This is a genomic window from Intestinimonas massiliensis (ex Afouda et al. 2020), assembly GCF_001244995.1.
Taxonomy (GTDB): Bacteria; Bacillota; Clostridia; order Oscillospirales; family Oscillospiraceae; genus Intestinimonas; species Intestinimonas massiliensis.
In genome coordinates this window covers 763,108-785,277 of the sequence record NZ_LN869528.1, presented here as the reverse complement: position 1 = coordinate 785,277, position 22,170 = coordinate 763,108, and the positions used below count along the sequence as shown (strand labels likewise).

General features: G+C 64.1%; 20 protein-coding genes. 13 read left to right on the top strand and 7 right to left on the bottom strand.

The annotated features are described in order from the left end of the window. Window positions 1-43 precede the first annotated feature (43 nt). The 8 genes from BN2154_RS04015 to BN2154_RS03980 all read left to right on the top strand — a co-directional run bounded on the left by BN2154_RS04015 (window position 44) and on the right by BN2154_RS03980 (window position 10,447). The gene (locus BN2154_RS04015) at window positions 44-538 is read left to right on the top strand and encodes an HD domain-containing protein (protein ID WP_050617554.1); all 495 of its coding nucleotides are present in this window, start codon (window positions 44-46) and stop codon (window positions 536-538) included. Window positions 539-705: 167 nt separating this feature from the next. Then, the gene (locus tag BN2154_RS04010; protein WP_050617553.1) at window positions 706-1,908 is read left to right on the top strand and encodes a DapH/DapD/GlmU-related protein; all 1,203 of its coding nucleotides are present in this window, start codon (window positions 706-708) and stop codon (window positions 1,906-1,908) included. Between the two features lie 61 nt (window positions 1,909-1,969). Then, the gene (locus tag BN2154_RS04005) at window positions 1,970-2,929 is read left to right on the top strand and encodes a ribose-phosphate pyrophosphokinase (RefSeq protein WP_050617552.1); all 960 of its coding nucleotides are present in this window, start codon (window positions 1,970-1,972) and stop codon (window positions 2,927-2,929) included. A 72-nt stretch (window positions 2,930-3,001) separates the two neighbouring features. After that, window positions 3,002-3,601, top strand: a complete 600-nt coding sequence (gene pth, locus BN2154_RS04000) for an aminoacyl-tRNA hydrolase (protein ID WP_050617551.1) — start codon at window positions 3,002-3,004, stop codon at window positions 3,599-3,601. 140 nt (window positions 3,602-3,741) lie between these two features. After that, complete coding sequence (mfd, locus tag BN2154_RS03995) at window positions 3,742-7,236, top strand: transcription-repair coupling factor (RefSeq protein ID WP_050617550.1); 3,495 nt, start codon at window positions 3,742-3,744, stop codon at window positions 7,234-7,236. A 444-nt stretch (window positions 7,237-7,680) separates the two neighbouring features. Continuing rightward, the gene (locus tag BN2154_RS03990; RefSeq protein ID WP_050617549.1) at window positions 7,681-8,940 is read left to right on the top strand and encodes an acetyl-CoA C-acetyltransferase; all 1,260 of its coding nucleotides are present in this window, start codon (window positions 7,681-7,683) and stop codon (window positions 8,938-8,940) included. 155 nt (window positions 8,941-9,095) lie between these two features. Next, a complete protein-coding gene (locus tag BN2154_RS03985) occupies window positions 9,096-9,782 on the top strand; it encodes a CoA transferase subunit A (protein ID WP_094762341.1) in 687 nt (228 codons plus the stop codon). Continuing rightward, window positions 9,782-10,447 (top strand): 3-oxoacid CoA-transferase subunit B, encoded by a 666-nt coding sequence (locus BN2154_RS03980; RefSeq protein WP_050617547.1) that lies wholly within the window; start codon window positions 9,782-9,784, stop codon window positions 10,445-10,447. The genes BN2154_RS03985 and BN2154_RS03980 overlap by 1 nt, the downstream gene beginning before the upstream one ends. Window positions 10,448-10,722: 275 nt before the next feature. On the opposite strand, the gene BN2154_RS03975 is transcribed toward BN2154_RS03980, so the two are convergent. The 5 genes from BN2154_RS03975 to xdhA form a co-directional block, all read right to left on the bottom strand. Further along, on the bottom strand, window positions 10,723-11,229 hold the full coding sequence (locus tag BN2154_RS03975) for a CDP-alcohol phosphatidyltransferase family protein (protein ID WP_050617546.1): 507 nt from the start codon (window positions 11,227-11,229) through the stop codon (window positions 10,723-10,725). A gap of 131 nt (window positions 11,230-11,360) precedes the next feature. After that, on the bottom strand, window positions 11,361-11,528 hold the full coding sequence (locus BN2154_RS15700; RefSeq protein ID WP_154666637.1) for a CopG family transcriptional regulator: 168 nt from the start codon (window positions 11,526-11,528) through the stop codon (window positions 11,361-11,363). A 157-nt stretch (window positions 11,529-11,685) separates the two neighbouring features. Continuing rightward, window positions 11,686-12,183 (bottom strand): xanthine dehydrogenase subunit XdhC, encoded by a 498-nt coding sequence (xdhC, locus tag BN2154_RS03970; protein ID WP_050617545.1) that lies wholly within the window; start codon window positions 12,181-12,183, stop codon window positions 11,686-11,688. Next, entirely contained in the window at window positions 12,180-13,061 is an 882-nt protein-coding gene (gene xdhB / locus BN2154_RS03965) for a xanthine dehydrogenase subunit XdhB (RefSeq protein ID WP_050617544.1), read from the bottom strand. The genes xdhC and xdhB overlap by 4 nt, the downstream gene beginning before the upstream one ends. Before the next feature lie 2 nt (window positions 13,062-13,063). Beyond that, window positions 13,064-15,382 (bottom strand): xanthine dehydrogenase subunit XdhA, encoded by a 2,319-nt coding sequence (xdhA, locus tag BN2154_RS03960; protein ID WP_050617543.1) that lies wholly within the window; start codon window positions 15,380-15,382, stop codon window positions 13,064-13,066. 224 nt (window positions 15,383-15,606) lie between these two features. On the opposite strand from xdhA, the gene BN2154_RS03955 reads away from it, so the two are divergent. From BN2154_RS03955 to BN2154_RS03935, 5 genes are read left to right on the top strand one after another with little or no spacing between them, the layout of a single operon-like run. Beyond that, window positions 15,607-17,082, top strand: coding sequence for a pyridoxal-phosphate dependent enzyme (locus tag BN2154_RS03955; protein WP_050617542.1), 1,476 nt, complete (start codon window positions 15,607-15,609; stop codon window positions 17,080-17,082). 13 nt (window positions 17,083-17,095) lie between these two features. Further along, window positions 17,096-18,334: a threonine synthase gene (locus BN2154_RS03950; RefSeq protein WP_050617616.1), complete on the top strand. Its 1,239-nt coding sequence runs from the start codon at window positions 17,096-17,098 to the stop codon at window positions 18,332-18,334. A 23-nt stretch (window positions 18,335-18,357) separates the two neighbouring features. After that, complete coding sequence (locus BN2154_RS03945; RefSeq protein WP_050617541.1) at window positions 18,358-18,699, top strand: hypothetical protein; 342 nt, start codon at window positions 18,358-18,360, stop codon at window positions 18,697-18,699. An 11-nt stretch (window positions 18,700-18,710) separates the two neighbouring features. Beyond that, the gene (gene hydA / locus BN2154_RS03940) at window positions 18,711-20,093 is read left to right on the top strand and encodes a dihydropyrimidinase (protein ID WP_050617540.1); all 1,383 of its coding nucleotides are present in this window, start codon (window positions 18,711-18,713) and stop codon (window positions 20,091-20,093) included. Then, window positions 20,090-20,659, top strand: a complete 570-nt coding sequence (locus BN2154_RS03935; protein WP_242853679.1) for a nucleotidyltransferase family protein — start codon at window positions 20,090-20,092, stop codon at window positions 20,657-20,659. The genes hydA and BN2154_RS03935 overlap by 4 nt, the downstream gene beginning before the upstream one ends. 31 nt (window positions 20,660-20,690) lie before the next feature. On the opposite strand, the gene BN2154_RS03930 is transcribed toward BN2154_RS03935, so the two are convergent. Both BN2154_RS03930 and BN2154_RS03925 read right to left on the bottom strand, forming a co-directional pair. Beyond that, window positions 20,691-20,954 (bottom strand): thioredoxin domain-containing protein, encoded by a 264-nt coding sequence (locus BN2154_RS03930; protein ID WP_050617539.1) that lies wholly within the window; start codon window positions 20,952-20,954, stop codon window positions 20,691-20,693. A gap of 61 nt (window positions 20,955-21,015) precedes the next feature. Next, window positions 21,016-22,125 (bottom strand): polysaccharide deacetylase family protein, encoded by a 1,110-nt coding sequence (locus BN2154_RS03925; RefSeq protein WP_050617538.1) that lies wholly within the window; start codon window positions 22,123-22,125, stop codon window positions 21,016-21,018. Window positions 22,126-22,170 lie beyond the last annotated feature (45 nt).

Genomic DNA, 22,170 nt, shown 5'->3' with positions numbered 1-22,170 from the left:
GGGCAGAAAAAACATTCTGTAAAGGACCTGGTGACCTCTGCCTATGTATTATGACTACAATTACCGCTGTTTTGTGAACTGCGTCCGGGACCTGCTGGACTCCCCGGAGGTCCAGTCCATGCGGAGCATCCGCCACCACCCGGGCATGAGCTGCTACGACCACTCGGTGTTCGTATCCTACGTGGCCTTCCGGCTGGCCCGCCGGTGGAAGCTGGACTACAGGACCGCCGCCCGGGCGGGGCTGCTCCACGACCTGTACCTCTATGACCCCCGCCAGCCCGGCAGCCACCAGGGCAACCAGTGCTTTGCCCACCCCAAGGCGGCGCTGAGCAACGCCTGGGCCCTGTGCGGCTCCCTGACTCCCAAGGAGGAAAACATCATCATCTCCCACATGTGGCCCCTGGCCCGGAAAATGCCGCGGTACAGGGAATCCTTTGTGGTCAACCTGGCCGACAAGACCTGCGCCACGCTGGAGGTGGTGGGTCTGTACCGCTATCTGCGCCGCCGGCGGCGGCGCAAGGCGGCGGCCGCCGCCTGATCTTCCCGGCATTTGTGAAATTGACCGCGTCTTTTACCAAAGGCGCGGTCTTTTTGTCCATTTTTGCGGAAAAATTTTTGCAATTTTCGGTGCAAAGCCTTGGGCCATTTGTTATAATGAATCCTGTAAAGAATTCGTATGCCCGTATGGGATGGGAGGTCCCTTTTATGGAATCTTTGGGCGCGATTGTATTTCTGCCCCGAGAGGGCGATTTGCCCTCCCTCATGCTGGAGGATATCCTGTTCGACCCGGCGGCCCGGTGGCTCTCGGCGGCTTTGGAGCGCGCCGGCGCGGAGCGCTTTCTGGTGGTCTGCCACGACGATGACCGCGCCGCGGCGGAGGCCTGCTTCCCCGCCGGGACGGAGTTTGTCACTGCCGGCGCGGTGGACGCCAACCGGCGTCTTACCGCCTTTCTCACCGGCCTGAGCGGCCCGGTGGCCGTGTTTACCCGTCCTGTCTTTTTGGATGACCAGGGGGCGGCCCGGCTGCGCGGAGGGGATCTGCCCCAGGGCGAGGACTCCGGCGTGTACGCCATCTCCGCCGCCGCGCTGGGCGCCGCGGTGGAGGGGGGCGGCGACTTTCTCACCAGCCTGCGGGCCGAGGGCAAGGTGTTCGGCGTCCGGCCCGGTCTGTTCCATGGCCTGCTGCCCCTGGACCGCTGCGCCCCCACCTGGGACAGCGCCCAGGACTTCGCCCGGTACGCCTCCATCACCCGGTTGCAATCGGAGCTGGGTACTGCTCCGGTCCGCTTTCTGGACAAGGGCAGCGTCTACATCGGCCCCCGGGTCAGCGTAGGCGGCGGCACCCGCATCCTCCCCGGCACCATCCTGAAGGGGGAGACCGTCATCGGCCGGGACTGTGAGATCGGCCCCAACACCATGATCACCGACTGCGCCATTGGGGACCGGGTGACGGTGAATGCCTCCCAGCTCAATGCGTCCACCGTGGACGACGGGACCAAGATCGGCCCCTTCGCCTACATCCGTCCCAACTGCCGCGTGGGCCGGGACGTGAAGGTGGGGGATTTTGTGGAGCTGAAAAACTCCACCGTGGGGGACGGCACCAAGATCTCCCACCTGACCTATGTAGGGGATACCGATGCGGGATCGCGCATCAACTTCGGCTGCGGCACGGTGACGGTGAATTACGACGGCACGGCCAAGTTCCGCACCACCATCGGGGACGGGGCCTTCATCGGCTGCAACACCAACCTGGTGGCGCCGGTGAAGATCGGCGAGGGGGCCTACATCGCGGCGGGCAGCACCATTACCGACGACGTGCCGGCCGACTCGCTGGCCATCGCGCGCTCGTCCCAGACCATCAAAATCCAGTGGGCCGCCAAACGGCGCCGGGCCAGGGGAAAGAAGTGAAAAACCGCGCTGACTGTATGACGACGCGGAAAATTTATAAAAATTTGTGAGGGATGTTGAAATGATCGCACATGGCAAGGACATCAAGATATTCTCCGGCAACTCGAACCGGGCGTTGGCGGAGAATATCTGCCGGGAACTGGGCACCCAGCTCGGCAACGCCGAGGTAGGGGCCTTCTCCGATGGGGAGAACTTCGTCTCCATCTACGAGACGGTTCGCGGCTCCGACGTGTTCGTGGTCCAGTCCACCTGCTCTCCCGTCAACGACAATCTGATGGAAATGCTCATCATGATCGACGCGTTTAAGCGGGCCTCCGCCGGCCGCATCACCGCCGTGATGCCCTACTTCGGCTACGCCCGGCAGGACCGGAAGGCCAAGCCCCGCGACCCCATCTCCGCCAAGCTGGTGGCCAACATGATCGTGGCCGCCGGGGCCGACCGGGTGCTGACCATGGACCTGCACGCCTCCCAGATCCAGGGCTTTTTCGACATCCCCGTGGACAATCTGCTGGGCAACCCCATCTTCACCCAGTATTTCCACCAGCGGTACGAGGGCCACGAGGACGAGACCATCGTGGTCTCCCCCGACGTGGGCTCCGTGGCCCGGGCCCGGGCCTTTGCCCAGAAGCTGGGGATGGGCCTGGCCATCGTGGATAAGCGCCGTCAGAAGGCCAACTCCTCTGAGGTCATGAATATCATTGGCGATGTGCGGGATAAGAAGGTCATCCTCTTCGACGACATGGTGGACACCGCGGGCTCCATCTGCGGCGCGGCCCAGGCTCTGGTGGAGCTGGGCGGGGCCACCGAGGTCATCGCCTGCGCCAGCCATGGCGTGCTCTCCGGCCCGGCTATCGAGCGCATCGAGAAAAGCGCCCTCAAGGAGATGGTGTTCCTCGACACCGTTCCCGCCCGCCCCGAAGTAAAGTGTGATAAGATCAAATATATCTCCGTGGCCCACATGTTTGCCGAGGCCATCGAGCGCATCTACGAGGAAGTCTCTGTCTCCAAGCTCTTCCTCTAAGGACCGTTTTCAACACCAATGCACAGGGGCGGAGCGATGCTCCGCCCCTGTGTCGTTTCGATCGAGGTAATTATGATTTTTGGTAAGAATCGCTCCTCCGGCGGCGTGGAATGGCTGCTGGTCTGCCTGGGCAACCCCGGGGACCCGTATGAGAACACCCGCCACAACGTGGGCTTTCAGGTGGCCGACGAGATCGCCGCCCGCAAGGACGTGCCCGTTCAGCGTCTGAAATTCCGCGCCCTCACCAACACGGTAGAGCTGGGCGGGGCCAAGGTGCTGCTGATGAAGCCGGTGACCTATATGAATCTGTCCGGCGAGGCCGCCCGAGAGGCCGCCGCCTTTTACAAGGTGCCGCCGGAGCGGGTGCTGGTGGTATCCGACGACGTGGCCCTGCCGCCGGGCAGGCTGCGCATCCGGAAGGGGGGCAGCGCGGGGGGCCACAACGGGCTGAAAAACCTGATCCAGCATCTGGGCACCGACCAGTTTCCCCGGGTCCGGGTGGGCGTAGGGGAAAAGCCCCGTCCGGACTACGACATGGCCGACTGGGTGCTGGGCAAGCTCCAGGGGGAGGACAAGAAGGCGGTGGATGCGGCGGTGAAGCGCGCGGCGGACGCGGTGGAATGCCTCATCCGGGAGGGCCCCGACCGGGCCATGAGCCGATATAACGGCTAATCCCCGTCCGCCAGCTCCCGCCCCGCGTCCAGGCCCGGCGCCAGTCCCAGGCGGCTCCCGCAGAGTCCCCCGCTTCGAAAAAATCCGGTCTTTTGGTGTCACTTTTTTCCTAATTTTCAATTTCAGAATGGGAGGCTGCCATGAAATTACTCACCCAGATCCTCTCCGGGGTACCGGAATTCCCCCGCCTGCTGGCAGCTCTCGACTCGGGGGGCTGTCCGGCGGCGGTGTCCGGGCTGTCCGCCGTCCACCGAGCCCACTTTGCCGCCGGGATCTGGGAGCAGACGGGCCGCCCGGTGGTGCTGCTGTGCGCCGACGAAACCGAGGCCGACCGTCTGGCTGAGGACCTGACCGCCTTTACCGGCCAGGCCGTCCGGCGGCTGTCCGCCCGTGACTTCACCTTTCACAACGCCGCCGTGGTCTCCCGCCAGTGGGAGCACCGGCGGCTTTCGGCGCTGCGGGCGCTGGCGGCGGGGGAGTCTCCCCTGACAGTGTGTACGGTGGAGTCCCTGCTCCAGCGCACCCTGCCCCGCACCCTGCTGACCCAGTGCGCCCAGATGCTGCGGGTGGGGGAGTCCCACGATCTGCCCGAGCTGGCCGAGCGCCTCTCGGCGGCGGGCTACACCCGGTGCGAGCAGGTGGAGGGTGTGGGGCAGTTTGCCCTGCGGGGCGGCATCCTGGACGTTTTCTCCCCCGCCTTTGACAGGCCGGTGCGGGCGGAGTTCTTCGGTGATGAGATCGACTCCATGGGCCTGTTCGATGTGTCCAGCCAGCGGCGGACGGTAAATCTGCGGGAGGCGGAGATCCTCCCCGCCTCCGAGGTGCTGCCCCAGTTTGCCCCCGGCGGCTTCCCCGGGCTGCTGGAGGCCCTGGACGGCCTGATCGCCCGGGTCGAGAAGTCCAAGCCCTCCCACCCCGCCCTGCTGGCCACCCTGAACGAGGACCGGGAGCGGTTCCAGGCCGGGGTGGCCTTTCCGGCGGTGGACCGCTATCTGGCCCTGATCTATCCCCAGATGGCCACGGCGGCAGACTATCTGCCCGAGGACGCGGTGGTCCTGTTCTGCGAGAGCCCCCGGGTGGCGGAGCGGGCCAAGCACTACCTGTGGCGGCTGGAGGAAGATGTTAAGACCCTTTTGGAGGGTGGCCAGGTATCGGGTGAGCTGGCGGTGTACGCCCGCACCATGGAGGAGCTCTGCCGGGTCCTGGGCGACTACCCGGTGTGCTTCCTGGATTCCTTTGCCTCCTCGTCCTACCCCCTGCGGCCCCGGGTGATGCTGGACGTGATGGCCAAGCAGCTCCCCTCCTACGGGGCCAGCCTGGAGACCGCCGCCGGTGACCTGCGCCACTACCAGGGCGCCGGCTTCGGCGCGGTGGTGCTGGCCGGCGGGGAGCAGCGCTGCTTAAACCTCCAGTCCCTGCTGCGGGAGGAGAAGGTCCGCTCGGCGGTGGACTTTGCCCTCCACGACCTGCCCGGCCCGGGCCAGGCGGTGCTCTGCGTGGGCGGGCTGTCGGCGGGCTTAGAGTACCCCGACGCCAAGCTGGCGGTGCTCACCGAGGGCCGCCCGGCGGCCCCCAGGAAGCCCCGGCCCAAAAAGCAGACCAACCGGCAGAAGCTGGACTCCTACGCCGACCTCTCCCCCGGCGACCTGGTGGTCCACGAGCACCACGGCATCGGCCGGTATGTGGGCATGGTGAAGATGACGGCCGACGGGGTGCAGAAGGACTATGTGAAGATCAACTACGCCGGGGCGGACGTGCTGTACGTCCCGGCCACCCAACTGGACCTGGTGAGCAAGTACATCGGCGCGGGCGAGAACGTGGAGGCCAAAAAGCTGTCCAAGCTGGGCGGCGCCGACTGGGAGAAGGCCAAGACCCGGGCCAAAAAGGCGGTGGCCGACCTGGCCAAGGGGCTGATCCAGCTCTACGCCGAGCGCCAGCGCCTGCCCGGCTACGCCTTTTCCCCCGACTCCCCCTGGCAGAAGGAGTTCGAGGACCAGTTTGAGTATACCGAGACCGACGACCAGCTCCGCTGCATCGCGGAGATCAAGCGGGACATGGAGAAGGCCGCTCCCATGGACCGGCTCCTGTGCGGCGACGTGGGCTACGGCAAGACGGAGGTGGCCTTCCGGGCCATCATGAAGTGCGTGCTGGACGGCAAGCAGGCGGCCATACTGGCCCCCACCACCGTCCTGGCCCGGCAGCACTATCTCACCGCCAAGCGCCGCTTCGCCAAGTTTCCGGTGGAGATCGACGTGGTCTCCCGGTTCCGCACCGCCGGTCAGATGCGTGCCACCCTGCAAAAGCTCCAGGCGGGGAAGATCGACCTGCTCATCGGCACCCACCGGCTGTTCCAGAAGGACGTGAAATTCAAGGACCTGGGCCTGCTGGTGGTGGACGAGGAGCAGCGCTTCGGGGTGGCCCATAAGGAAAAGCTGAAGGAACTGAGCAAGCAGGTGGACGTGCTCACCCTGTCGGCCACGCCCATTCCCCGCACGCTGAACATGGCCCTGAGCGGCATCCGGGACATGTCCACGCTGGAGGAGCCCCCTCAGGACCGTCTGCCGGTGCAGACCTATGTGCTGGAGCACGACTGGGGGGTGCTGGCCGACGCCATGAAGCGGGAGCTGGAGCGGGGCGGCCAGGTCTACTACCTCCACAACCGGGTGGAGACCATCGAGCGCACCGCCGCCCGCATCCAGGCCCTTCTGCCGGAGGCCCGCATCGGCGTGGGCCATGGCAAGATGACCCAGGAGGAGCTCTCCGACGTGATGAGCCACATGACCGACGGGGATCTGGACATCCTGGTGTGCACCACCATCATCGAGACGGGCATCGACATCCCCAACGCCAACACCCTCATCATTGAGGACGCCGACCACCTGGGTCTGGCCCAGCTCCACCAGATCCGGGGCCGGGTGGGCCGGTCGGCGCGCCGGGCGTCGGCCTACATGACCTACCGCCGGGGCAAGGTGCTCACCGAAGTGGCGGCCAAGCGCCTGGGTGCCATCCGGGAGTTCGCGGAATTTGGCTCCGGCTTCAAGATCGCCATGCGGGACCTGGAGATCCGCGGAGCGGGCAACGTGCTGGGCCCCGAGCAGTCCGGCTTCCTGTTGAGCGTGGGCTACGACATGTACCTGAAGCTGCTGGAGGAGGCGGTGCTGGAGGAGCGGGGAGAAAAGCCGGAGCTTCGGGCCGAGTGCGCCGCCGACCTCACCGTGGCAGCCTCCATCCCGGACCGCTACGTCCCCTCGCCGGAGCAGCGCATGGACCTGTACCGCCGTATCGCCCGCATCCGCAGCGAGGAGGAGGCGGACGACCTGGTGGACGAGCTGGTGGACCGCTACGGCGACCCGCCCCGGCCGGTGAACAACCTGATCTCGGTGGCTCTGCTGCGGGCGGCGGCGGCCAAGTGCGGCGTCACTGAGATCGCTCAGCGGGGAGAGCGGCTCAACTTCACCCTGCGAGACCCGGACCTGGCCCGGGTGTCGGCCATCGCGGGCCGTCCCGCCTACCGGGGCCGGCTGCTCTTCTCGGCGGGCGACAAGCCCTACCTCTCCCTCAAGGTGAAAAAGGGCGAGGACCCGGTCAAGCTGTCGTCCAAGCTCATCGAGGAATACGGCGGGGCGGCTCCGTGAGGGCGCTCTCCCCGCTTTTCGTTGCGCTGGCGGGAATTTTGTTCTGTCCGGCGCATCGTTTTTTTCGGTCCTCCGTCGTTTTTTTGCCCTCCCTTCCTGGGGGGCTGAGACCCCTTTTTCAGCCCGGGCGCACCGTCTTTTTCCCCCTGTCAAGAAAAAATTTTTTGCGCACTTTTTTGTAAAAAGCGCCTTTTTTAACCATTGGGTGAATTCTTCCCTATTGGTTGAAACGTCCAAACCCCTTGCAAATCGGACGTTTTTTCTCAGATTGGTGCTACCACTATCGTTTCTATGTAAAAGCTATTTGTGAATCGTATTATTTGTATTGTGCAAATATTCGATACTTTTTCGTTGCTTTTTTAGGGACAATCGTGTATAATTGAAAATTGAAGGGAAGCGAATCATTCAAATTATGCAAAATTCATAATTGATGGAGGTAATGTCATGCGCGAAGTGTACATTGTAAACTGCTGCCGTACTGCTGTTGGTAATTTTGGTGGCTCTCTGAAGGATGTCCCCGCAGCCGATCTGGGCGCGATCGTGGTCAAGGAGGCCCTGAAGCGCGCCAATGTCGCCCCCGAGAACGTGGATGAGGTCATGTTTGGCTGTGTGCTGACCGCCGGCCTGGGCCAGAATGTGGCTCGCCAGGTCAGCGTGAAGGCCGGCATTCCCTTCTCCGTCCCCTCCTACACCGTCGGCATGGTCTGCGGCTCCGGCATGAAGTCCGTCATCGAGGCCGCCCGTACCATCCAGGCCGGTGACGCCGACATCATTGTGACCGGCGGCACCGAGAACATGTCCGCCGCTCCCTTTGCCCTCCCCGACGAGCGCTGGGGCGCCCGCATGGGCGACAAGAAGGCCGTAGACACCATGATCAAGGACGGCCTGTGGGACGCTTACAATAACTATCACATGGGCACCACCGCCGAGAACATCTGTGACGTGTGGGGCATCACCCGCGAGGAGCTGGACGCCTTCGGCGCCTCCTCCCAGCAGAAGACCGAGGCCGCTCAGAAGGCCGGCAAGTTTGCCGACGAGATCGTGCCCGTGATGATCAAGAAGAAGAAGGAAATGGTGGAGTTCAAGGTGGATGAGTTCCCCAAGGCCGGCGTGACCGTCGAGGGCATCGCCAAGCTGAAGGGCGCTTTCCCCTGCGGTCCTGAGGGCGTGGAGGACGAGATCGTCCACACCTTTGAGGTAACCGAGTGCCACGAGGCCGACGCCCACAAGCACGTGCAGCGCGTCACGGCCGCCCAGGCCTCCGGCATCAACGACGGCGCGGCCGCCATCATCGTGGCCTCCGGCGAGGCCGTTGAGAAGTATGGCCTCAAGCCCATGGCCAAGCTGGTCTCCTGGGGCCAGGGCGGCGTGGACCCGAAGATCATGGGTGTGGGCCCCGTGCCTGCCTCCCGTCAGGCCATGAGCAAGGCCGGCCTGACCATCGAGGACATGGACCTGGTGGAGGCCAACGAGGCCTTTGCCGCTCAGTCCATCGCCGTGGCCCGCGAGCTGCACTTTGACATGAGCAAGGTCAACGTCAACGGCGGCGCCATCGCCATCGGCCATCCCGTCGGCTGCTCCGGCGCCCGCATCATCGTCACCCTGCTCCACGAGATGCTCAAGCGCCCCGACGCCAAAAAGGGTCTGGCCACGCTGTGCATCGGCGGCGGCCAGGGCGTTGCCACCATCTTCGAAAAGTGCTGAATTCCTTATAAACTCTTGGTCTCGGGTGTTGATACCCGCTCCAAAACGTGCTAAGATAATAGTGATAATAGGTCTGGCGGGCGGCCCCTTCTGGGTCCGCCCGCTGGAGCGCGTTATCGAAGGGATTACCAAACTAGCAGCAGGAGGGAAAAACTGTGGCAAAAATTATTTCTGTTGAGGAAGCCGTAGCGATGATTCCCGATGGGGCCACTATCATGTTCGGCGGCTTCCTGGGGTGCGGCAGCGCCCACAAGATCATTGACGCTCTGTCTAAGAGCGGCAAAAGCGGTTTTACCATCATTGGCAACGACTGCGGCATGGCGACCGGCCCCGACGGAGATCTGTACGGCATGGCCAAGCTGGTCCATAACAAGCAGGTCAAGCGCGTCATCGCCACCCATGTGGGTATGACCCCCGACGTGGCCACTCAGAACATGGTGGACAAGACCCTGGAGGTCAACCTGATCCCTCAGGGCTCCCTGGCGGAGATGATCCGGGCCGGCGGCGCCGGTCTGGGCGGCGTGCTCACCCCCACCGGCGTGGGCACCATCGTGGAGGACTCTCCCCTCTGCCTGGGCAAGCAGACCATCGACGGCAAGGAGTACCTGCTGATGAAGCCTCTGCACGCCGACTTTGCGCTGGTCAACGCGTATAAAATCGACAAGGCCGGCAACATGTGGTACAAGGGCACCACCCGCAACTTCAACGTGGTGGCCGCCACCGCCGCCGACGTGGTCATTGCCGAGGCCGACAATCTGGTGGAGATCGGTACCATTGAGCCCGAGAACGTAGTCACTCCCGGCGCCTACATCAAGTACATCGTGGATGGAGGGAAAGCATAATGGAAAAGTCTGAGATCAAGGGCTTTATCGCCAAACGTGTTGCCAAAGAGCTGAAGGACGGCGACGTGGTGAACCTGGGCATCGGCCTGCCGACCATGGTCCCCGCCTACCTGCCCGAAGGCGTGAAGGTCACGCTCCAGTCCGAGAACGGCATCATCGGCACCGGCCCCAAGCCCACCGCTGAGGAGGCCGAGCCCAAGTATAAGACGGATGCGGGCGGCTCCCCTGCGCAGGCCGGTCTGGGCGGCTGCTATGTAGACTCCGCCACCTCCTTTGCCTTTATCCGCGGCGGCCATGTGAACGCCACCATTCTGGGCGGCCTGGAAGTGGACCAGGAGGGCTCTCTGTCCAACTGGATCATCCCCGGCAAGAAGATGCCGGGCATGGGCGGCGCCATGGACCTGCTGGTGGGCGCGAAGAACGTCATCGTGGCTATGGAGCATACCGCCAAGGGCAATCCCAAGATTCTGAAGAAGTGCACCCTGCCCTACACCGCCGTGCACTGTGTCACCAAGATCATCACCGAGATGTGTGTGTTCGATGTGACCAAGGACGGCCTGGTCATGACCGAAATCAACCCCGAGTTCACCGTGGACGACGTGAAGGCCGCTACGGCCGCTGACTTCACCGTGGCCGAGGGTGGCCCCAAGGATATGACGGCCTGATTCTACCTGTAAAAAGCTCCCTGGACCATCGGGGCAGTATCCGTAAGACCGTTAGATGCAGGAACGGCGTGACTTTCGAAGTCACGCCGTTCCTGCATCTCATAATGTGGATAGCCGCAAAGCGGCGCAAGCGGTGTAGTCCCTTGTTCGGAACACAGTGACGCAAAATACCCCGGACATTCAGGTGTCCGGGGTGTTCAGTCTCGTTTCACGCACGTACAGGAGATACCCGTATAGAAGTGCGCCATTGTATCTGCTCGAAAAGTCGGAATTTGTCACTCCACATGATAGCCCTTAATAATGTAAACGGATTCCTGAATAGCGGCCACACTTGCAATGATACACGCAAATATGACCACCAGGGCCTTTGCCTGCCATGCATATTCGCTTCCGATAAACAGCGGAGGAACAAATACTATGATTCCGCAAACTTTATTCCATACAGAATGCACTGTGGCAAACCGATGGCATCGAATAAAGCCGACGATTATATTTACAGCTTTAATGATTGCGATAATACTGATCCAAATCAGCAGCCATGACGGGACAACAACAGAACCGATAATTTTAATAAGCACAGCCAGTACGAAAAAGATGTCTGCTATTGTGTCAAATTTAGCCCCCCAAGCCGTTGCGTTTCCCGATTTGCGTGCTACTGTGCCGTCCACGGCGTCCGTAATTCCTCCAAGCAGATAGAATAAGTAGAACCACGTTGAAAACGCCGGAAAAATTAGAATCAGCAGAGCGCATATTATCCGTATGGCTGTTAAGATGTTCGCCATTTAATCTCCTCCAACAAATCCCAATTTGTAAGTCTGTTTGGTGCCATATTATCACATAGCAGCAGAGGATACAAGAACAGCCGCAGCAGTGCAAACTCCTGTGGCTGTTACTGTCTTATGAATACCGACTTTCAGTCCGGGGAGCTTTTTTCTCTTGCCTTTTGTTCTTTCACAGAGCGCTTCAAGACCGTCTCGACCAGATTGGAAAGTTTCCTGTTCTCCTGCTTGGCATAAGTCTGTAAGTCTTCTACCAGTCCTATTTCAAGGCGGAAGCTATAAACTTTCTTCTCAACGCCCATTTTCATCCCCTTAAAATAGTTTATATTACATTGGCAGCGGCATCAACATCCTCCGGGATGCCCAGCAGAAGGCGGAGAAGCTCCATCTGGAAATGAGTGATGAAAAGTCCCCCGGCGCTCATTGAGCGCCGGGGGACTTCTGTCTTTTCAGGCGTTTTCAGGCGTCTTCCCGGCCCACGAGCTTGCTGCACTCGTTCACGGCCCGCTCCACGGCGTTGAGGATGTTCTGATAGCCGGTGCAGCGGCACAGGTGGCCGGAAATGAGCTTGCGCAGCTCGTCCCGGGTGTAGGTCTTTCCCGAGCCCACGATCTCCACGGCGGACAGGATGATGCCCGGCGTACAGAAGCCGCACTGGACGGCGGCCTCCTCCACGAAAGCCCTCTGGATGGGGCTGAGCGCGCCGGTGTCCGGGTCTTGGAGCCCCTCCACCGTGAGGATGCTCTTTCCCTCCGCCCAGACGGACAGGTAGATGCACGAGTCGATGGCCGTGCCGTCCACCAGGACGGTGCAGGCGCCGCACTCCCCCACCTCACAGCCCTTTTTCACGCTGGTGAGCCCCAGCCGCTCCCGCAGGGTGTCGGCCAGGGATTCCCGCGGGTCAATACCCACCTCCACGTCCTTGCCGTTGACGGTCATATGCAGAATCTGCATCATATCTGTGCACCTCCCTTCCTGGCGGCCTCGGCCAGCGCCCGGCCGGAGAGTTCGGATACCAACTGGATGCGGAATTCCCGGGACGCCCGCCAGCTCGTCCGGGGATTGACGTCGGCCAGGGCCAGGGCCCCGATCCTCTCGACAGCTTCCGACAAGGCCATTCCCTTTACGCCATTTTCCGCCGTCAAAGCCCGCATGGGGACGGGTCCCGCCACGCCGAAGGCCAGACGGGCGTCCTCCACGGTCCGTTTGTCCGCGGACAGCTTCACCAGGCAGGACACTCCCAAGGTGGCGATGTCCATGGCATTGCGCTGGGCGTACTTGATGTAGTGGCCGCTCCAGCCCGCATAGTGGGCCTTGGGGATGACGATCTGCATCAGCAGCTCGTCGTGGGCGAGGGCCACCTTTCCCACGCCCTGGTACCACGCCCCAATGGGGATGATCCGCCAGCCGTCGGGGCCCTTGACGTGCATCTGGGCGTCCAGGGCCATGAGGGTGGAGGCGGTGTCGGCGGAGGTAACGCCGTTGCAGACGTTGCCGCCGATGGTGCCCGCCGCCCGAAGCTGGGGCCCGCCGGCAGTGTCGGCGGCCTCGCCCAGCACGGGGACGGTTTTCCGGATCACGTCGCTGTAGGTGACCCCCCGGAAGGTGGTGAGGGACCCGATGCGGACGTCGCCGCTGTCGTCCAGGTGCACCCCGGCCAGCTCCTCCTGGAGCTCGTGGATGGACACCAGGCGGCAGCCCGCCAGCTTGCCCTCCCGGCATTTGATGAGCACGTCGGTGCCGCCGGCGATGACCACCGCCGACGGATCGGCCCGGAGGGCGGCGATGGCGTCGTCTGCGCTTTGGGCCTGATAGATGGATGTGATGTCGTACACGATTACTCCCCCTTTGCGTCGATGAGCCCGGCGGCGGTAAAGGCCTCCACCAGCCGCTGGGGATTCATGGGCAGGCGGTTCAGGGCCACGCCGGTGGCCTGAAGGATGGCGTTCCGGATGGCGGGGGCCACGGGGATGGAGGGCGGTTCGCCCAGGGCCTTGTTGCCGAAGGGGCCGGAGGGGTCGTCGGTCTCCACGAAGAGGGCGCGGAGCTCGGGGTGATCCATGGCGGTGGGCAGCTTGTAATCCAGCAGGTTCCCGTTGAGCAGCCGTCCCCTGTCGTCGAACTTCATCTCCTCGCTGAGGGCGTAGCCGATGCCCATGGACATGCCGCCGTGGACCTGGGCCTCCGCCAGGGCGGGGTTGATGAGCTTGCCGGAGTCGTGGACGTTGACCATGTTCCGGATCTTGACCTTGCCCAGGGGGATGTCCACCTCCACCTCCGCGAAGCAGCAGCCGAAGGCGAAGGTGTTCTCCTTGCAGTGGCTGGTGGCCTCGGCGGTGATGTGGACGCTGTGCTCCAGGGAATAGAAGGCCTCCATGGCCAGGGCCTCCAGGGAGAGCAGAGCCGCGCCGGAGGTTTTTTCCACCACGTCCCGGCCGCGGATATCCAGCGCCGCCTGGTCCAGTTGAAGCACCTCGGCGGCGTACTCCAGCACCCGCGCCCGGAAAATCCGGCCGGTCTTTTGGATGGCCTTTCCCGTGACATAGGTCTGCCGGGAGGCGTAGGCGCCGGTGTCAAAGGGGGCGGTGTCGGTGTCTTGGAAGGAGACGATATGTACGTCCTCGGTGGGGATGCCGATGGTCTCGGCGGCCATCTGGGAGAACACGGTGTCGCCGCCCTGGCCGATCTCGGTGGCGCCCAGGTGGAGCTGGACGGTGCCGTCCTGGTTAAGGACCATCCGTGCGGAGGAGGTCTCCAGAGAGATGGGATACACGCCGGTCTTGTAGGAGAAGACCGCCATACCCACGCCCCGCCGGACGGGGCCGGTCTGGTTCCTGTATTTCTCCCGCAGCTCGGACCAGTGGATGGCCTCGGCCCCCTTTTTCATGCACTCGGCCAGGCCGGTGGAGTGGCAGGTGATGCCGTTGAAGGGGTCCTTGTAGCCCAGGGGCATGATGTTCTGGAGCCGGAACTCGAAGGGGTCCAGCCCGTACCGGCGGGCGATGTCCTCCATCATGCACTCCACGGCGAAGTTGCACTGGGGGATGCCGTAGCCCCGCATGGCGCCGGGGGCGGGCAGGTTGGTGTAGACGGTGTAGGCCTCGGAGTGGTGGCCGAGCCGGTCCAGATAGAGCTGACGGAAGCCGGTGACGGCGTTGGCGACGATGGAGTGGCCGTGAGAGGCGTAGCCGCCCTGGTTGGACACCGCCCGGCAGGAGCGGGCCATGAGGTAGCCGTCCCCGTCCACAGCGGCCTCCACGTCGAAGGCGATGGGGTGGCGGGAGCGGGTGTTCTGGAAGGTCTCCTCCCGGGAGATGTCCAGCTTCACCGCCCGTCCGCCCACCTGGGTGGTGAGGAAGGCGTTGAGGGGCTCGTAGAGCACCTCCTGCTTGTTGCCGAAGCCGCCGCCGATGTAGGGCTTGATGACCCGGATCTTGCCCCACCCGATCCCCAGCGCCTGCCCCACCACCCGCCGGACGATGTGCGGGATCTGGGTGGAGGTAACCACGGTGATGCGGCCGGCCTCCATGTAGGCGTAGGAGATGGGGGGCTCGATGTGGCAGTGCTGGACCTGCTGGGTCTCATAGTGGCCCCGGAAGTGGTGGTAGGCGGGGCAGGCCAGCACGTCCTCCACGGACTGGAAATCGGACGGCGGCATGGGCGTGCGCAGATCCATGTGGGCCAGCACATTGTTGGGGTACTCCTGGTGGATGGGTATGCCGCCGCCCCGCATGGACTCCTCCGGGTCCAGGCAGACGGGGTACTCCTCGTACTCCACCCGGATGAGCTTAAGGGCCCGGTCGGCGGTGACGGTGTCCTCAGCCACCACGGCGGCGATGTCGTCTCCGTAGTAGCGCACCCGTGAGGCGAGCAGCTTCCGGTCGGAGATATCCTGGTGGGCCTTCTCCACCGACCAGGGGTGGCCGGGGGTGGGGAACTGGATGTCGGGCACGTCGAAGCAGGTGACCACCTTAACGACGCCGGGCAGGGCTTGGGCGGCGGAGATATCCATGGACTTTACGACGCCGTTGGCGATGGTGCTGTGGAGAATCTTCGCCACCAGCATGGGACCCTCGTGAAAATCGTCGGTATACCGGGCCCGGCCCGTCACCTTGTCGGCGGCGTCCACCCGGTTGATGCTTCTTCCAACTTCCACAATGCGCACCTCCTTGTTGAGCCTATTATACCCGATTCCGCGGGAGAAAGGAAGGGGGAAGCACCGCACCCTCTCCCCCAAATTTTCGGGTGCGCGGGCCCTGGAATCTAAAAATTATTTTGTCTGCCTAACATTTTGTGTAATATGACTTGATTTCTCCTCACCATGTGCTATCATGGACGTAAGAGCATATCATAGACCGCGTATTATAAGGAGGCGTCGCCATGATCGACCTGACCGTAAACAAGGAAGCGCTGGAGCGCAATATTCAAAAGGCCCGGGAAAACCGGATCGTCATCCCCACCTACCGGCAGATGAAGGACCCGGAGACCATCCCCGGCAAGATCAAGGACAAGCTGGCCAAGACGGGGCTGTGGGACGTGGACCCGGTGAACCTGTTCCGCATCACCTGGAAGAACGAGGCCCGGGAGAGCGGCGGGCTGTACCAGGCGGTGCCCAACTATGTGGAGCTGCCCCCGGAGCTCACGGGCGTGAACGCCCGCATCGTGGCTCTGGTGGGCAAGTGGTTCCCCACCGGCTGTCACAAGGTGGGGGCCTCTTACGGCTGTCTGGTCCCCCGGCTGGTCACTGGCCAGTTCGACGCCGGGTATCACAAGGCGGTATGGCCCTCCACGGGCAACTACTGCCGGGGCGGGGCGTTCAACTCCAAGCTGCTGGGGGTCCACGGCGTGGCCATCCTGCCCGCCGAGATGAGCCGGGAGCGGTTTGACTGGCTCCACTCCATCGGGGCGGAGGTCATCGCCACCCCGGGCTGCGAGTCCAACGTGAAGGAGATCTTTGACAAGACCAACGAGCTCAAGGGCGACCCCCAGTATATGATCTTCAACCAGTTTGAGGAGATGGGCAACCACCTGTGGCACTATCAGGTCACCGGTGACGCCATCGCGACTGTGTTCGAGGCCATCAAGCGCCCCGGCGACCGGATGGCGGGGGCCTGCTTCACCTCCGGCTCGGCGGGCACCATCGGCTGCGGCGACTACCTGAAGGAGGTCTACCCCACCATGAAGCTGGCGGTGGGCGAGGCTCTCCAGTGCCCCACCATCCTGTGCAACGGCTTTGGCGACCACCGCATCGAGGGTATCGGCGACAAGCACATCCCCTGGATTCACAACGTGAAAAACACCGACATGGTCATCGACATCGACGACGAGGACTCCCAGCGGCTGCTGCGTCTGTTCAACGACCCGGCGGGCCTGCAATACCTGAAGGAGGAGGCCGGCGTGGACGGCGAGACCCTGTCCAAGCTGTCCTGGCTGGGCATCTCCGGCATCGCCAACGTGCTGTGCTGCATCAAGATGGCCAAGTATTACGAGATGACGGAGCGGGACGTGGTGTGCACCGTCCTCACCGACTCGGCCGCCATGTACGGCAGCCGCATCCGGGAGCTGGCCGACCAGTACGGCCCCTACGACGCCAAGGCGGCGGCGGTGGACCACCACCTGCACCTGCTGGGCCTGCGGACCGACTCCATGGCCGAGCTGGGCTACCGGGACCGCAAGCGCATCCACAATCTGAAATACTACACCTGGGTGGAGCAGCAGGGCCGTACCATGGCCGAGCTCAACGACCTGTGGTACGACGAGGACAAGACCTGGAAGGGCGTCCACGGCCAGGCGGAGGCGCTGGATGAGCGGATCGACGCCTTTAACGAGGCCGCCGGCGTGCTCAAGAGCCTATAAAGGAGACGCTATGCTGAAAAACGTCACCCATGCCAAGTGCGTCCGCTGCGGCGCGGAGTACGAGGCCGTCCCCGGCCTCACCACCTGTACCTGCGGCGGGATGCTGGACATCCAGTACGACTACGGCTACATCCGCACCCTCGTTTCCCGTGGAACGCTCTCCGGCTGTCGGGACTACTCCATGTGGCGCTACCGGCCCTTCCTGCCGGTGGAGCCCGACTCCCCTCCCACCCCTCTGCGGGTGGGCTGGTCCCCGCTGTACCCCGCCCCGCGTCTGGCCCAGGTCCTGGGGCTCAAGGACCTCTACATCAAGGACGACGGCCAGAATCCCACTTCCTCTCTGAAGGACCGGGCCTCCGCCATGGCGGTGGTCAAGGCCCGGGAGGCCGGGGCGGACACCATCGCCTGCTCCTCCACCGGCAACGCCGCCTCCTCCCTGGCGGGCAACGCGGCGGCGGCGGGGCTCCACACCTATATCTTCGTGCCCGCCCGGGCGCCCAAGGGCAAGGTGGCCCAGCTCATGATCTTCGGTGCCACCGTCATCACCGTAGACGGCTCCTATGAGGACACCTTCGAGCTCAGTAAGGCCGCCATCGACAAGTGGGGCTGGTATAACCGCAACGCCGCCATCAACCCCTACCTGCTGGAGGGGAAAAAGACGGTGACGCTGGAGATCCTGGAGCAGCTCGGCTGGCAGGTCCCGGACTACATCGCCCTGTCGGTGGGGGACGGCTGCACCATCGCCGGGGCCTGGAAGGGGCTCAAGGACCTGTACGCCGCCGGGCTCATCGACCGCCTGCCCCGGCTCATCTCGGTCCAGGCGGAGGGCTGCTGCCCCCTGAACCGGGCCATCCAGACCGGGGAGCCCTGGTCCCCCATGGAGGAGAACACCCTGGCCGACTCCATCGCCGTGGGGGTGCCCCGCAACGCCGACAAGGCTCTGATGGCCATTCGGGAGTCCCAGGGCGTGGCCGTGAACGTCTCCGACGGGGAGATCCTGGCCGCCATGCGGCTGCTGGGCCGCACCTGCGGGGTCTTTGGGGAGCCCGCAGGGGTTACCGGCGCCGCCGGGGTGAAAAAGGCTCTGGAGCTGGGGCTCATCGACCCGGCCTCCACCGTGGTCAGCGTGGTCACGGGCAACGGCCTGAAGGACGTGGCCAACGGCATCCAGGCCGCCGGGGAGCCCATGCTGGTGCGCCCCGACATGGACTGTCTCCTCTCGGCCTTTGCCCAGCGCAGCATTACCCCCTGAACGGGGGAAAGGGGGAGCGTCACATGTATGAAAAAGCCGCCCGGACCGGCAATCTTCTCTACCGCGCCACCACGCTGGGGGGCACGGCCCTGACCCTGATCCTGTTCTTGTGGAAGGGGCCCATGGGGACCTTCCGGCTGGTGCTGTTTCTGGCCTGGCTGGCCCTGGGCGCCTATTCGTCGGTAAAAACCCTGGCCGACCTGGCCTCCGGCCGCCGGGCCCGTGAGACCAACTTTCAAACCATGCTGAAGACCTGGGAGGGCCGCACCGGCAGCCCCTCCTCCGCCCTGAGCAGCTTCTGGACCATCACTCTGGTGACGGCGGCGGGCAAGCTCCTGGTGCCCATTCTGCTCTACCTGGTGTAAAGGAGGCCCCTATGTCGATTCTGATTCAAAACGGCGTCCTGGTCCTGCCGGACGGCCCGCAGAGGGCCGATCTGCGGGTGGACGGGGACAAGATCGTCCAGCTCGGCCCCTCCCTGCCCGCGGGGAACAGCCGGGTGCTGGACGCCGCCGGGAAGCTGGTGTTTCCCGGCTTGATCGACACCCACACCCACTTCGAGATGAACAAGGGCCTGGCCAACGAGACGGCGGACGACTGGTTCACCGGCACCCGGGCAGCTCTGGCGGGGGGCACCACCACCGTGCTGGACTTTGCCGAGCCGGAGCGGGGCTGCTCGCTGGCCTCCGCGCTGGAGACCTGGCACGGCCGGGCGGACGGAAAAGCCTGCTGTCACTACGGCTTCCACATGACCATCAAGGACTGGGACCCCCGCATCCGCTCCGAGCTCCGGGACATGGCCGCCGCGGGGGTGACCTCCTACAAGGTCTATCTGGCCTATGACAACCTGCGCCTGAGCGACGCCGCAGCCTACCAGGTGATCCAGGCGGTGGGCCGGGAAGGGGGCGTGCTGGGCTGCCACTGTGAAAACGGCGACCTGGTCAACGCGGGCATCCGGGCGCAGAAGGCCGCCGGACGCCTGGGCCCCTCCGCCCATCCCCGGTCCCGCCCCCCGGCGGTGGAGGCCGAGGCGGTGAACCGCTGGCTGGCCATCGCCGAGTGCGCGGGGTATCCGGTAAACGTGGTCCACCTGTCCACCCGGCGGGGGCTGGAGCACGCGCTGGCCGCCCGTGAGCGGGGGCAGAAGGTCTATCTGGAGACCTGCCCCCAGTATCTTCTGCTGGACGAGAGCTGCTACAGCCTGCCCGGCTTTGAGTCGGCCAAGTACGTCTTTTCCCCTCCCGCCCGGCCCCTGGAAGACCAGCAGGCCCTGTGGCAGGCTCTGGAGCGGGGGGACATCGACACCCTGGGCACCGACCACTGCTCCTTTGACTTCCACGGGGTGAAGGAGCTGGGAAAGGACGACTTTTCCAAGATTCCCAACGGCCTGCCCGGGGTGGAGCATCGCCCCGCCCTGCTCTATACCCACGCTGTGGCCTCGGGGCGCATCACGGCCGCAGACATGGCCCGGTTGCTGGCGGAAAATCCCGCCCGGCTCTTCGGCATGTACCCCCAAAAGGGGGTCCTGGCGGTGGGCAGCGATGCAGATATTGTAATATTTGATCAAAATTATACCGGTCGTATTACAAGTGCAACTCAATATCAGAACGTGGACTACACCCCCTATGAGGGCTGGGCTCTCCGGGGCCGGGCCGACACGGTGCTTCTGTCCGGCCAGGTGGCGGTGGAGGGCGGCCGGGTGGTCCTGGAGCGGCAGGGCCGCTACGTCCGCCGGGGCCCGGCGGGCTTCTGGCGATGAGGGCCGCCGCGACGGTGGGGGCGGTGCTGATGGCCTCCGGCGCAGGGAGCCGGTTTGGCTCCAACAAGCTGCTCCACCCGGTGGAGGGGAGGCCGCTGATCCAGCGGGCCTTCGCCGCCCTGCCCGCCGCCCTCTTTGACCGGGCCGTGGTGGTGAGCCGCTACCCGGAGATCCTGTCCCTGGCCGCCCAGGCGGGCTACCACGCCTTTGAAAATCCCTTTGCCGACCTGGGCCAGTCCAGGTCCGTCACCCTGGGCCTGGCGGCGGTGGAGGATCTGGACGGGGCTCTGTTCGCCGTCTGTGACCAGCCCTGGCTGACTACGGAGAGTATCAAACGTCTGCTAAATTCCTTTCAGGAATCGCCCGACTGCATCTGCGCCCTGTCCTGGGGTGGAAAGCGGGGCAACCCGGCGCTCTTTCCCAGGGAATTTTACCCGGAGCTCTTTGCCCTCACCGGCGACGCCGGCGGCGGAGCGGTGATCCAGGCCCATCCCGACCGGCTGGTCCTGGTGGAGGCGGCCGACCCCCGGGAGCTCCGGGATGTGGATACCCTCAACGATCTGTAAAAAAGAGGCCCGGACTGTCCGGGCCTCTTTTTTATTCCTCCGCCGCCAGCCGGAGCACCTTTTCCACGTCCTCCCGCTCGGCGTGGCCCTCGTGGACCTTCTCCCCGCCGACGTAATAGGTGGGCACATAGAAATAATCGTAGGAGTCAGCCAGGTCGGCCTCCTCCCGCTCGTCGATCACGCGCAGGGGGATGTCCCGCCACTCCGGGTGCGCCTGGAGCAGCTCCTCCTGGCATTGCAGGGCCAGCCGGCAGTGGGGGCAGTCCTTGAGCACAAACAGCAACATTTCTTTCATAGTATGGATTCTCCTTTGTATCTTTGTATCTCCCAGCTTGCCCCTCCGCCCTGCTTTCCATTCACAGCTCCAGCTTGAGGGGCAGGCTGTCCAGGCTGGCTTCGATGCAGGTGTAATACCGGCCAAAGTGTACGATCAGCCCCAGCTTGTCCTCCGTCAGATAGAAGTCCTCCAGATAGCCGTTCTCGCCCCAGTCCACAAACGCCCCGGCCAGGAACTCCATCTCGCCCCCGGGGCAGGTCCACTGGGGCGTCCAGTCGTACCGGCGGATCAGGGCCCCGCCGTCCCCGTCGAAATCCACCACGTCGGTGAGGGCCAGCCGCCGCCCGGTCTCCCGGTCCACGGTGACCCCCCGCTCCCCCCAGCTCGGGTGGGCGGCCCAGCGGAAGTCGTAGTAGCTGTAAAACCGCACGGAGAGGTACTTCTCATCCTCCCGGGTGATCTGATAGGTTCCCTCCGTCGCGCCGTTTTCCTTCTTCCGGATGTCGTAATCCCCGCCGAAGTCGAAGGGCACCTCCACCGCCGCCTGCCGCAGCAGGTCGTCCACCGTCTTTTCCACGCCCTCGGTGTCCCAGCCCCGCACCCAGCCGATCTGGGGGTAGTCCGCCATCACGTCCAGCCCTCGCCGCTGGTCCACGTAGTGGTAGGTCTCCCGGTGGAAGTCCCCTCCGGTGCGGAAGGGGTCCTGATGGTCCGTCACCGTCTCCACCGGCACCGGCGGAGTGTCGAATCGGGGGACCTCCGCCGCCGGGGCCTCGGTGTCGATCTCCAGGGTCCAGACCGGGTCCACCTCGGGGCAGTACCCCTCGTCTCCGGACAAAAAGGGCTCCGACAGGCTGTGAAAGCCATACCAGTCGGCCTCCTCGTCCCAGCCCACGCTGAAGTAGCCCCCGCCGCGGAGACCGTCGCCCCCCTCCACCACCACGGCGCACAGACTCTCCCCCTCCAGCGCTCGGAAGTAGTCTCGTTCCTCCTCCAGGGGCCCGAAGGACAGGGTGTATTTCCCCGGCAGCCGGTAGTCCGTCAGCCCCTGGCGGATATACAGGGCCAGTTGGCGGTACAGGGCGGCGTGTTCGGGCTCGGGCTCCGGCGCGGGGTCTGCCTCCCCGCCCGCCGGAGCACAGGCGCCCAGCAGCGCGAGGAGTATCAACATAAGGGACAGCTTTTTCATGGTTTTGACCTCCAGGACCGTTTTTCTCCCCTATCCTATCAGGTC